Here is an 11889-nt window from a genome sequence, read left to right on the forward strand (position 1 = left end):
CACTTGCTGTAATTGCGCTGCTGGAGCTTAAAATCATTCACATACGGCGGGTGTAGCAGAAGTGGGAAAGATGGGAAGCTTTTGAATGATCTTTCTAATACTTTGCCCACTCCCCATCCTATCCGATGCTAAAAATTCCGACTACCGACCGTTTCAGGTGCAGGAGTGATGGGGGCACCATTGGTGAGGCTAAGAATACCAGAAACAACGATTTTCTCACCAGCTTTTAGTCCTTGAATAACTTGATAATTATTGCCTTCAATAACTCCTAATTTCACGGGCTTTTGCTGAGCGACTAATTTTGGCGCTCCGGGTTTAGAGTTTTGTGCTGGTGCTTGAGCCACAAATACAAATGTTTCCCCACCCAAGCGAGATACTGCTGTGACTGGAATTAAAATTCCTGGGCGTTCGTCCCAGATCACTTTGGTTTGCACTGACTGGCGATTGAGCAGTTGCCTTCTAGAATTATTGCCAAAGTTGGCTTTAGCCAAAACTGTCTGGGAATCTAAACTCGCATCTGGGGAGATAAAGCTGACTTTACCTGTGGCTATGGCTTTGCCTTGGGTGTCTAGCATTTGTACGGGTAATCCCAAGCGCAATTTTTTGGCTTCTGCTATGGGAACGGAAATATTTAGTTCTAAAGAGTCATTTCTAGTTAACGTAGTCAGTTGATTTGCTTTTTCGACGTAATCTCCGACTTTTGTGGGAATATCGCCAACAATGCCAGTGAAAGGAGCTAAGACTTTTGTGTATTGCAGTTGGACTTGAGCTGCTTGGACTTGAGCCACTGCTTGAGTTACTTGCGATCGCGCTTGGGCAATTTCTTCTGGACGCGAACCATTTTGCAGTTGCCTTAAGTTCTGTTGCTGTTGTTCGACGGCAGCAGCTAGCTCATTGATACTAGAATTTCTACTCTGGCGGAGTTGGTCTAAACGTTTGTTGGCTACTACAAGGGCAGCTTCTGCACTCCGCTGTTCTTTGAGATATCCTTCTAACAAATCTTGGGAAACTGCACCCTCTTTTCTCAGTTGGTCGTATCGCTTGGCTCGCGATTGTGCCAGTTCCACATCGGATTTAGCCGCCTCGATTTGAGCCTGAGCCTGAGCAATTTCTTCTGGTTGCGCTCCTGCTTGAGCATCTTTGAGGCGAGCTTGGGCTTGACCTAACTGCGCTTTGGCTTGGGCAACTTCTTCTTGTCGCGTACCCGCTTTGAGTTCAGCAAGACGTGCCTGGGCTTGCTGGAGTATGCCTTTAGCTTGTAATAACTGAGCTTGGGCATCATCACTTTGCAAGCTAAAAATAACTTGCCCTTGTTGAACTCGATTACCCTCGTTAACAAAAATCTGGGTAATTCGTCCTTCAATTTGTGGCTTAATGATTACCGAACGTGGAGCTTCCAAAGAGCCAAGAAACTGCGAACTTTGTTGCATAGTTTCTGTTTCTACAGTTGCAAGCTTAACGGGAACTGGCGGTGGGCTATTAGCCGCCTGATTAGCAGCTGCATTCTTGGCATTGTTAGTTTGCCACCAGCGCCAACCAAAACCAATACCTGCAATTAACAAAATAATTCCCAACACCAGAAGCCAACGTCGCTTTTTTGGTGGCTTGGGCGATCGCTTTGGCAATGATTCCGACTCTCGATCAGATTCATTAACAGTAGGCTGTTGTATTTCAACAGGAAAAGAAGACTCAGGGAACTCAGAATTGGACATTTTGGTTTTCTCGTCTTGTGGATTTAGACTTAAACAATCTTACTTACGTCAATGAAGACCAGAGGTAGCAAAGGGGCATGGGTTAAAAAGTGAGTGTAGGAAGCTCTTTTATCATCTCCCCAACTTCGCTTTGCCCCTCTACTTTTCAGGTAAACTAATATACCCGCAAAACTATGCAAAGATGCTTTAATATTAATATCTGAGCGCACTGTACCCTTCTCCTCACCCTTGTTTTAGTACACAACCAGCTTAAAGCAGCAATTTATCACTCTCCTATCAAATCAGACGGGCAACCAGATGCTAAGTTTTCCTTAGTGTTTGCAAGCACTTGCTTGCAGATCTATGCCAGTATTAGGTTGGATTATAACTACACCGCAAAGGGATTGGTAATGCCAAAAACCAGTTTACCTCTGTTAAGTAATACTGAATATTGCTCTCAAGGAAGAAAAGGGTATGGAGCGATCGCTAATTAATTCTGCTGTATTAACCAAGATTGCGAGTTTCATCGAGTTATCCCCACTAATAAAAAAGCACAATCACAATATATTTATCTAGAATCCTCTGTTTGAGTAATCTCAACTTCCTACACTTAGGTCACCCGATCGGGTGATTTTATTTTGCCAAATTTGTGGAGATGGGGAACACAGGGGAGAAGAAGTTGTTAAGCATTTAAGAAAGCACATTCAGGTTGCAGGCAGCAAGAGAGAGGGTTTGCAGCTTTTTTCGACAATCAAAATGGTGCAACTTGTAAACGCGACAGCTTAATAACTCCTCACTCTGGAATCAGCAGTCAACACTTCCTATGTACTTCAACCATCCACAACCGATTTCTTAGAATGCAATTTTGCTAATATATCCCTGACTGATTTTTGCTTGCTAACAATATGAGAAAACAGCCATTCATAGCGATCAAGTGCTTGTTCTAAGGAATAGTTTGCTTCAGCGAACTGTCTGCCTGTTTGACCTAACTTTGTTGCTAGAGTCGGATTGCTATATAAGTTCTCTATTGCATCTGCTAAAGCATTAGGTGATTCTGGCTCCACAATTATCCCACCACCACTAAGTGCGATCGCTCTGGCAGCAGTACCACTGGTTGGAACTGAACCCACAATCGGGCGACCACTTGCTAACAAAAGTGGTATTTTTGAAGGCATATTGAATGAAATTACATTGCGTTTTTGCACAATCAACCCTACATCTGATGCTGCTAGCATTTCAGGTAGTTTTTCTCGCGGTTGCAAGGGTAACAGCAAAATATTGTCTACTCCATTTAATAGACAATATTCTTGTAACCTTTGCAATGCTGTTGCTTCACCAGCGATCGCAAACACAATATTTTTGATATGACGCAAGCAAACTGCTGCTTCTATGACTGTCTCTAAACCTTGTGTTAGGGCAATGTTTCCTGAATAAAGTACTACAAATTTATCATCTAGTTGATGTGTAGCTCTCCAGGAGTTATCGTGTTTCGGTAAAGGGCGGATAAAATTTATATTCACCCAATTGGGAATACAAACAATTTTATTAACAGGTACTCCCTTATTCACCAAATTCTCACTAAACCCATCAGCAATGACGCTAATACTGTGTGCAGTCCGATAGGCAAATTTTTCTAAAGTTGCAAGAGTTCGGATTATCCACTTATTTTTTAGTAACCCAACACGCACGGCAGCTTCTGGTAAAATATCTTGCACATTCAGAACTAATGGGCAGTTATATAAGCAACTCAATATTGCTGCTGGTAAGATACCGAAAAGAGGCGGAACTGTTAAGATAATCACATCTGGACGTTTGCCTTTAAAGGCTTGCGGCAAGCTGGTGAAAACAAAGCTCAACTCTAATAATAGTCGATCTAAAACGTTGGGTTTAGACTTAATTCGCACGTAACTTCGTTGAATTTTGACCCCATTTTTTTGTTCTGTAACGTACCACTTACCCTGATATTCATTATAAATTTGGCGCTGAGGATAGTTGGGCATTGCAGTAATTGCTCGCACCTGGTGACCTCGCTTTACTAGTCCTTCCGCCAATTCAGTCATTAAGGGAGCAATTCCAATCGGCTCTGGATGATAGTTGTAGGAGTAGATCAAAATTTCCATGAGCTATTTGTAAATGTGAATATAGCCACAGATGAGTGGATTGATTGCTAATTACAGTAGAAGCTACTACTTGGTATTATTTAATTTAAATTGTTAGCAAATTATGATTTTTTTAATCACAATTGCATTTAACACTGTTGAGGAATTTTCTCTGTGGATTTTAACAGTTGTTATGTTCTTAATTATCAATTTTTTCCTTAGATAAAGCCCTCCATCCTACAGTTATCAACTACCAGTGTTGCCTGTTCGCTGAATTTAAGTCTTTCCCCATACTGATGATAATTTTTTCCTAATTTCAAAGAGAACTTAATCCTTAAATTTACACATAGGGGATTGTAGCATTATATTTAATCTCGTGCATGAAACCCACATTACGCCTTGGAAAGTGKCACATCAAGTTAAGTCGCGGATCGCATTATGTATGATCATACTTGCCGTTTTCTTGCAGAAAACTTCATACTTATAACAAGTGACATTTGGTTTACGAGTTCTTTTACCTGAACATCGTGAAGGCGACTCGATAGAACAACTACTTCAATGGGATAATATTGATTTTCTTCTAACTCAAAAAGATTTAGATTATTATGATGGCTGCTTCTTAGTGCCGGAAATGTCTGGGAACCCTGACCAAGTGCATCTATTGGGTGAATTAAAGCCAGAATTTTTTCAGCAGGATAAACTTTATTCACCGTTACTTTGACCCTTGGTAAATAGAAGCCGAACCAGAGTCACGCTGAAAAATTAATCTAGAAGAGTTGCTTTTACAGTTTTGGGTAGAAGGTCGAATAGAGATAGAGCCTTATCCTAATTCTAGAAATTAAATTGCTGTCTGAAATTACCAAATAAATTCCTGAACCTCAATAGCTATGCGTAGTTCGATGCAGGCGATGCAAGAATACTAAGTTTTTCCTAACAGTTTGCTAAAGCCACTTTCACAAATGCGATGGGTGAGTAAGAAATATGGCAACCTAGGTGATATTGAACTTTTAGAGGATTGGCAAATTGTGGGAGCTTGGGATGCATGTTATCAATGGCTGCTGAAACAAAACGACACTATAACAACGGAGTAGCTGAATGCTGCTCATAATCAAAAATTGCTTGTGATCGACATTTACTGAATGCTACCGTCTACAAGGTGACAGAGGAATTGAAAGGGTTTATTTAACGATGAAGCATATACACAAAGTAGCTTATAGTTTGACATCGCTGTTCGGTCTCAATTTAATATTTAGCTTAGTTGCATTTGATGTGGCAAACGCTACACCACCGAGAACCCCAGATAAAAGTGTCAATTGTGAGATTTTAGTTGTGGGTGGCGGACTATCCGGTGTTGCTACGGCTTACGAGGGGTTACTCGCAGGACGAACGGTTTGTCTAACAGAAATTACCGACTGGCTAGGAGGACAAATTTCTGCTCAAGGGACATCTGCGTTAGATGAACGCCCAACCCAACGAGCCAAGCAATTTTATTCTCGCGGCTACCTGGAATTGCGAAACCGTATTGATCGTAAATACGGTAAACTTAACCCTGGTGATTGCTGGGTAAGTGAGTCTTGTTTTCTTCCCCACGATGCTCACAGCATTTTGACTCAGATGCTCAAAGATGCTGAAAAACGTGGCAAAGGAAAGCTGCAATGGTTTCCCAATACAGTAATTAAAGATTTGGAAATCAGTGGCGATGGCAAAATAATTAATAGTGCGATCGCTATTCAACATCAACCAGCAGAAGGCGCACCAGCCCTTAATACTTTTACGTTATCTCAAGTTATTGAAGACGCCTATCGCTACGATAATTCGTCTCGATTTACTAAAACTATTCTCCGTTTTCTTCCCAAGCCAAGTAAAATAGATGCTCCTAAATGGTACGTTGTAGATACCAGTGAAACCGGGGAAATTATCGCTCTTGCTGATGTTCCTTACCGCTTAGGAATTGATGCTCGTTCTTACTTGGAACCTTCTGCTTCCAGCACCACCAACGATCCTTATTGTCCTCAAGGCTTTACCTACACCTTTGCAATGGAGGCAACTAAGGAACCGCAACCCCAAACAACACCGCCATTTTATTTACAATACTCGCCATATTTCAGCTATGAATTAACACGATTGGCTAATTTTGACTTAGTTTTTACCTACCGTCGCATTTGGAGTCCGAACAAAGGAAAACCAGAAAAATTTGGGGGCGTAAATTTTTCTGCTCCTACACCAAGGGATATCTCTATGCAAAACTGGACTTGGGGTAACGACTACCGCCCCGGAACAGCCAAAGATAACCTAATTTATACTCGCCAACAGCTACAAGCTACTGGACAGTTGCAGCCAGGAGGTTGGATGGGAGGACTGCGAACAGAAACCCTCGGCAAAGCTGAGGAAAACGCCCTCTCGTTCTATCACTGGTTAGTAGCTGGGACTACAGATTCTCAACTGGGAGAAGGTGTCAAGCAGCAGCAACTCAATAACCGCTTTGTTTCTGGGCTAAATTCGCCAATGGGCACAGTCCACGGCTTATCGAAATATCCCTATATGCGAGAAGGACGCCGCATTATTGGACGCCCTAGTTGGGGACAACCTGGGGGCTTTGGTGTTTGGGAGATTGATATTTCTCGCCGAAATTACAATGATGAATATTACCGCAAGACTCTGCCAGCAGATATGTATCTGCAATTAACAGCCGCACTCGCCGGACTGGAAGCTACATCTGTAATTGCGGGTGAAATCTCACCAGACAAAGTAATGCGCCGGACTCGTTCTACCATCTTCCCCGACGCTGTAGGTATTGGTCACTACGCCATAGATTTCCATCCTTGCATGACGAACAGTCCCCCAGAAACTCCTGGTAACACAGAACGTGCTGGTGAAAGGCGCGGTGCTGGTCAAGCTTATCCCTTCCAAATTCCCTTGAGGGCGATGATTCCCCAGAAAATTGATAATTTGCTGGTAGGAGGTAAAAGCATTGCTACTAGTCATATTGCCGCTGCTGCCTATCGAGTACATTCCTTTGAATGGTCGGCTGGCGCTGCTGCGGGAACCGTTGCTAGTTTTGCGCTCAAAAATGCCATCGCACCTTACCAATTAGTTGATGACTTACCCAAACCTGAACCACAGCTAGAAGCACTCAAACGCTTGTTGGAACAAAATGGTAACCCCACTGCCTTCCCCGATACATCCATTTTTAATGAAAATTGGGATAATTGGCGGTAAGGCATTAGGTACTGGGGATTGGGTATTAGAGATTGGGTACTGGTATTATAAAAACAGTCCCTAGTCCCCATTCACTATTCCCCATTCCCTACTTCCTAGACAATGCACTAAACTAGTTACTTGTAATGTAGTTTTGTAAAATCATATTGACTAATTGTTTTATGGTTATGACACTTTCAGCAGATGTTTACGGGATGGCCACAGCACCAACTGTAGCTCCTGAACGGTCTAATCAAGTTACCCCTAAAACTTATCCAAATTATAAAGTGATTGTATTAAATGACGATTTTAATACATTCCAGCATGTCGCCGAATGTTTAATGAAATATATTCCTGGAATGAGTGGCGATCGCGCTTGGGATCTGACTAATCAGGTACACTATGAAGGTCAAGCGATCGTCTGGGTTGGTCCCCAAGAACCTGCGGAACTTTATCACCAGCAGCTGCGCCGCGCAGGTTTGACAATGGCACCTTTAGAAGCAGCTTAATCATTATGGGCAAACCCACTGTAGATCCTGACCGAACAGTTTCGCAAAAAGCTGGCAGACTAGTTTGGAATCACTCCACCCATCTTTCTGGTCTGATCCCTATTTTAGAACGTCTGTGTCAACAAGATGGTATCCAAACTGTGACGCCAGGGGTAATTGGGCGGGTAAAAGGTCATTGCCCAAAAATGCAACTGCGTGTGTCTGTACCAATTCGCGGCGGCTACAAAGTCATCGCCCGACAGGGTAAAACTGTGCAAGAAGTGTTTATTTTAACCACTTTGACCCAAGAACAATTGGAAATGGCATTAGCGATCGCTATAAAATGATAATTTTGTTATTAGTCATTTATCACTTGTCATTTGCCATTTGTCATTGAATTTGTCCCCCTATCCTCCCATCTCCCCATTCTTCATATTTTTGTGTCCCTGCGTCAGAGTGTCAGCGCGTCTTTCCATCTCCCTCATCCTCTAGTCTGCATAGCCAATGCCATACATCCTATACCTATTCCTCAACACGATGGACTGCGAATTTGTGTAGTGGCAAACTCACGATGCAAGAAAAAGTTAAGAAATATGACAGAGCAGTAGTTATTCTCAAGGTCATTAACACGGATTCCCATTCGGGTAAAACAATTTTTTCTACGCCAAAAGCTATACAATAAACCAACCAATAAGAAAAGCTCATTCTAAACAGAATTTGCTCTGTTTCTTCCAAATTATTTTTTTGTTGCTTAGTGTCCCACAGTAAGGCCAGTCCAAGGATGCAAGCTACAAAAGAAACAGCAACTACAAATTCGTGAGAGAATATATTTAACGAATGCATTTGTGTTCATCCTCAGATTTTTGATATTGAAATTCAGTCTAAAGGAATATTCCTTACAGAAATACAAAATATTTACAAACCTCAATATAGCCAAACAGTTGATGTAAACAAATACAAAAAAATATAAATAATTATTTATTATTTGTTCTGAGTGATTACAACACAGAAATAACTATTGACAATCTTATTTTCACAAGTAACAATACTCAGCCAGTTCCTAGAACTATCTTCCTAATGTTGTTTCTGACACAAAACAGGAGGGTTGTCTGCTATCGAATTAATATTGGCTAAATCACAAAACTGAATAGGATAATGCTATTAATGAACGTTGTTCGGACTGCTGATCGCCCCAAGAAACGATTTTTCCCTTATGCTGCCATTATTGTCAGCCTTGCCGCAGCCTTTGTTGATTGTGTATCTGTTGCACAATCAACCACAGGAAATGCTGACAATCAACCACCCTTACCACGAGCGTATTTGGATGCGGTAGAAGATGCAAAAATCCCAGAACCTCGTAAAATCTATCGAAATCTAACTCCGATTGTCTGGTATAACTCCGATCTCAAATGGGACAAGAGCCGTGTTTTAGTAGTAGCCTGGACAAGCTTTCGTGGTTATGCAGATAATGTGGGTAAATTGATGCTTTTAAGCCGGGATTTATGGGTTACGGCTGCTCCAGACTTACAAAAATTCTGCAAAACCTATCGTTCAACGAGTCAAACATCTCTAGAATATCGGCTGAACCAAGTTTTGGGTTTACCTCCGGATTCCGGAACTACGAACAGATATATTGTTGAACTTTGGGTAGAGCCGCGATCGCTTTTTCGTCCTACTAAAGACCCTAACATTACCGACAGTGAGGCAGAACTGGAATTTCCTTTAGCAAACGCCTTTGAGTCGATTTCAAGCAGCTATCAAGATTGGTTTACCCAGCAATTTAAAAGCCGCTACGGTTCACCAACTAATGGCTCAGCCACCGTTGTTCATTATCCGTGGACACAACTAGGATATACTTACGATTGGGGAAATCAAAGTGATTGGCAAACACTCGACGCCAAGCGATCGCCTCATGTTGGTTTAAGCGAATTTGTGATTAAAGAATGGTCACAAGTAAGTGTTCATTCTACTCAAAGTGCTAAAGATTATTGTAAGTAACCGACTTCAAACAAAAGGGGCAGAGGAGACAATAATTTTTAACTCCTAACGAATGCCAGAACTCACGACCAGGCGGCTGAGGTTGTAGATGCTTTGGGGCTTATCCAAGACATCTGACGTTCTCCTAAGGGCGAACAGTGACTCACTACTGGGCACTGGGGACTGGGGGAGTGTGGGGAGATAGGGAAGTGTGGGGGGGAAAGATTTCTTCCCATTTTCCCCTTGTTCCCCATCCTCCCACACTCCTTGTTTGCCCCATGCCCAATTATCTAAGAACAATTTTCTCCTACCTGTTCACAAGCACCAATACTTACCCAGCGGCTAGAACCATCTTGCCAATGTTCTTTCTTCCATATAGGTGCATTGTGTTTGAGAGTATCAATAGCATAGCGGCAAGCCTCAAACGCTTCACTGCGGTGAGGACAACCCACTGCTACTAAAACACTGATTTCACCAACTTTTAAACGTCCAATGCGATGATGAATTGCGACTCGATTGACATTAGATGCAGATAAACGAATATCAGTAGCAATTTGATAGAATATCTGCAATGCCATCGGTTCGTAAGCTTGATACTCTAGAGCAACTACAGGTTTCCCATCAGTTTGATTGCGAACCATTCCACTCATCACAACTACGGCACCGTTAGCTGGATCGTCAGACTTGAAGTATATCTCTTCCAAACACAATGGTGCAAAGCTAATGGCAAAACTATCTTCAGCTCTTGGTTTAATACGAGAGGCAAGTGTAGTTGTCATAATTGCGTCAATATTATGTGGGCTTTTTCTATTTTCGCTGAACAAAACACTGCTGGCCTATATTGGCTTGCTATTGTTAAAATTTGCTCAAATAGCTAGAATTTACCGTCATCCTCCTTTAAGCATACTAGTATAGTAAGTAAGTCGGTGTAAATATTTATTGTTGAGATGAGGCAGGAGGCAGGAGGCAGAAGGCAGGAGAGAAGAGAGTTTAAGTTTATTTAATTTTTATTAACATAGTTTTGTTTTTCCACACCATTCTACTGATAAACAGCACCATTTTGAAACTCAACTTGCAAAATTTGTTCGTCGGGGTCGTAGCCTACAGCCGCCACCATTGATGAGCTAACTGGTAACATTGCAATTGTTTCTTCCTCAAAAGGTAGTGCAGGAGTTTGAGTAATCGCCTCGTTCAATTCTTGTAATCCTTCATAAGCTTGTATTGGAGCAGGAATTTCCAAAAACTCTAGCTCGTTACCTCGGTCAAGTAATAACTGCAAATATCCGTCACAGTGAGCGATCGCAACTAAACTGTTCAAGTCTACCTTACATAGTCTCATTTATTTTATTTCTCCTGTTGGCGTAGTCGGGGAGTATTAAAGTTTTATCCAACATGAAAATTTTTGTAGTATTTGTACTACAAAAAGTATTTATTTGTCAAGCTTTCACTGAGACTGATAATCTTGCTTATAGGCTGTGGTTTATTGGTTTGGAGTCAAAGGTATAAAAGATTGTAGTATCGTTCCAGATACCTGATTCATGCTACTGCTGAACGTATTTGGTTGTTGGCAATGATTAAAATTTTACATGTTATAGCAGAAGGCAGGAGGTTAAACATTACTATTCCTAACATCCAGGCTTTCAAGATGTCCTTACCTTTAATTTGGTTGCTATAATTGCGAGCGCTATGTCTGCATACAATTAGGCTAACTGCAAATAAGGACACTTTTGTAAAAATCCAGATGCTTTATTGTGGGCATCAATGTTATGAGTATGGGCTGGTGTCGGTCGAATAATCCCATCGAATAGGTCATCCAAACCATAGGGAGTGAAAAATTGCCATTGACCTTGTGTATCTAATCGAACTCCCACAGCAGTAGCAGTGTGCAACCAATCTGCAATGCCATCCTCTGTAGTAGTATACGGTCTTGCCCCAAGCCGCCAACGAGCAAAACTGGCTTGGTTTTTGACATCAAACTGGTCATGAGGAAATTGTTCTGTAAGGCTTGCTTTTGCTGCTAGTTCCTGGGAACGATTTCCTTGAATATCAAAAAACGCAATGTCAAAATCTTTAATACCTAACCCACAATCATCACCAAAAATTGAACGCCAAACTGTGTTTCTGACTGCACCCCCGGCTAACCACCAGTCAGGTAAATTTAGTTGAGCGATCGCAGGTAATACTTGATCAATAGCTGTATCAGCTAAAATCATCTGTAAACGAGTGTTACTATTCATATTAAATTTATGAGATTGTCAAATAAAGGGTGAAAATATTATTATTTACATTTCATTGAGTTTACGGTGTTGAAAGTTATGCTGTAATATTTAGTATGGTACAAAATCTTAAACAATCGTGCGTTACACATTTCATCCTAACGCGCCTTATAATAGCTAATTTATTAAAAAATAAAATCAAAATCCTGCTCGTCTTTAT

General features: G+C 41.5%; 11 protein-coding genes and 1 pseudogene. 5 read left to right on the forward strand and 7 right to left on the reverse strand.

The features are described from left to right. Window positions 1-128: 128 nt before the first annotated feature. Window positions 129-1712 (reverse strand): efflux RND transporter periplasmic adaptor subunit, encoded by a 1584-nt coding sequence (locus FCR06_RS02065; RefSeq protein ID WP_138497209.1) that lies wholly within the window; start codon window positions 1710-1712, stop codon window positions 129-131. A gap of 809 nt (window positions 1713-2521) precedes the next feature. Next, on the reverse strand, window positions 2522-3811 hold the full coding sequence (locus FCR06_RS02070) for a glycosyltransferase family 4 protein (RefSeq protein WP_138497210.1): 1290 nt from the start codon (window positions 3809-3811) through the stop codon (window positions 2522-2524). A gap of 469 nt (window positions 3812-4280) precedes the next feature. On the opposite strand from FCR06_RS02070, the gene FCR06_RS02075 reads away from it, so the two are divergent. The 4 genes from FCR06_RS02075 to FCR06_RS02090 all read left to right on the forward strand — a co-directional run bounded on the left by FCR06_RS02075 (window position 4281) and on the right by FCR06_RS02090 (window position 7823). Continuing rightward, window positions 4281-4511 (forward strand): hypothetical protein, encoded by a 231-nt coding sequence (locus tag FCR06_RS02075; protein ID WP_138497211.1) that lies wholly within the window; start codon window positions 4281-4283, stop codon window positions 4509-4511. Between the two features lie 467 nt (window positions 4512-4978). Continuing rightward, window positions 4979-7009: an FAD-dependent oxidoreductase gene (locus FCR06_RS02080; protein WP_138497212.1), complete on the forward strand. Its 2031-nt coding sequence runs from the start codon at window positions 4979-4981 to the stop codon at window positions 7007-7009. Between the two features lie 161 nt (window positions 7010-7170). Continuing rightward, window positions 7171-7497 (forward strand): ATP-dependent Clp protease adapter ClpS, encoded by a 327-nt coding sequence (clpS, locus tag FCR06_RS02085; protein ID WP_138497213.1) that lies wholly within the window; start codon window positions 7171-7173, stop codon window positions 7495-7497. A 5-nt stretch (window positions 7498-7502) separates the two neighbouring features. After that, window positions 7503-7823, forward strand: a complete 321-nt coding sequence (locus FCR06_RS02090) for a DUF2103 domain-containing protein (RefSeq protein ID WP_138497214.1) — start codon at window positions 7503-7505, stop codon at window positions 7821-7823. 175 nt (window positions 7824-7998) lie between these two features. Here FCR06_RS02090 and FCR06_RS02095 read toward each other — a convergent pair whose 3' ends face one another. Then, window positions 7999-8319, reverse strand: coding sequence for a hypothetical protein (locus FCR06_RS02095; protein ID WP_138497215.1), 321 nt, complete (start codon window positions 8317-8319; stop codon window positions 7999-8001). Between the two features lie 321 nt (window positions 8320-8640). On the opposite strand from FCR06_RS02095, the gene FCR06_RS02100 reads away from it, so the two are divergent. After that, entirely contained in the window at window positions 8641-9474 is an 834-nt protein-coding gene (locus tag FCR06_RS02100; protein ID WP_138497216.1) for a hypothetical protein, read from the forward strand. 45 nt (window positions 9475-9519) lie between these two features. Here the strand turns inward: FCR06_RS02100 and FCR06_RS02105 are convergent, their stop codons facing one another. The 4 genes and pseudogenes from FCR06_RS02105 to FCR06_RS02120 all read right to left on the reverse strand — a co-directional run bounded on the left by FCR06_RS02105 (window position 9520) and on the right by FCR06_RS02120 (window position 11690). Further along, window positions 9520-9753, reverse strand: coding sequence for a hypothetical protein (locus FCR06_RS02105; protein ID WP_138497217.1), 234 nt, complete (start codon window positions 9751-9753; stop codon window positions 9520-9522). Continuing rightward, window positions 9744-10232, reverse strand: a complete 489-nt coding sequence (locus FCR06_RS02110) for a molybdenum cofactor biosynthesis protein MoaE (RefSeq protein WP_138497218.1) — start codon at window positions 10230-10232, stop codon at window positions 9744-9746. The genes FCR06_RS02105 and FCR06_RS02110 overlap by 10 nt, the downstream gene beginning before the upstream one ends. 263 nt (window positions 10233-10495) lie before the next feature. Further along, window positions 10496-10792, reverse strand: a pseudogene (locus FCR06_RS02115) (KTSC domain-containing protein); the annotation flags it as partial. 361 nt (window positions 10793-11153) lie between these two features. Then, window positions 11154-11690: a nucleotidyltransferase family protein gene (locus FCR06_RS02120; RefSeq protein ID WP_138497220.1), complete on the reverse strand. Its 537-nt coding sequence runs from the start codon at window positions 11688-11690 to the stop codon at window positions 11154-11156. Between the last annotated feature and the right edge of the window lie 199 nt (window positions 11691-11889).

Origin of the sequence: Nostoc sp. PA-18-2419 (assembly GCF_005869855.1) — a bacterium.
In the GTDB taxonomy this organism is placed as follows: Bacteria; Cyanobacteriota; Cyanobacteriia; order Cyanobacteriales; family Nostocaceae; genus Nostoc.

Coding starts and splice junctions, on each gene's coding strand:
- FCR06_RS02065 (WP_138497209.1), bottom strand. CDS start 1,712: ATGTCCAATTCTGAGTTCCCTGAGTCTTCTTTTCCTGTTGAAATACAA.
- FCR06_RS02070 (WP_138497210.1), bottom strand. CDS start 3,811: ATGGAAATTTTGATCTACTCCTACAACTATCATCCAGAGCCGATTGGA.
- FCR06_RS02080 (WP_138497212.1), top strand. CDS start 4,979: ATGAAGCATATACACAAAGTAGCTTATAGTTTGACATCGCTGTTCGGT.
- clpS (WP_138497213.1), top strand. CDS start 7,171: ATGGTTATGACACTTTCAGCAGATGTTTACGGGATGGCCACAGCACCA.
- FCR06_RS02090 (WP_138497214.1), top strand. CDS start 7,503: ATGGGCAAACCCACTGTAGATCCTGACCGAACAGTTTCGCAAAAAGCT.
- FCR06_RS02095 (WP_138497215.1), bottom strand. CDS start 8,319: ATGCATTCGTTAAATATATTCTCTCACGAATTTGTAGTTGCTGTTTCT.
- FCR06_RS02100 (WP_138497216.1), top strand. CDS start 8,641: ATGAACGTTGTTCGGACTGCTGATCGCCCCAAGAAACGATTTTTCCCT.
- FCR06_RS02110 (WP_138497218.1), bottom strand. CDS start 10,232: ATGACAACTACACTTGCCTCTCGTATTAAACCAAGAGCTGAAGATAGT.
- FCR06_RS02120 (WP_138497220.1), bottom strand. CDS start 11,690: ATGAATAGTAACACTCGTTTACAGATGATTTTAGCTGATACAGCTATT.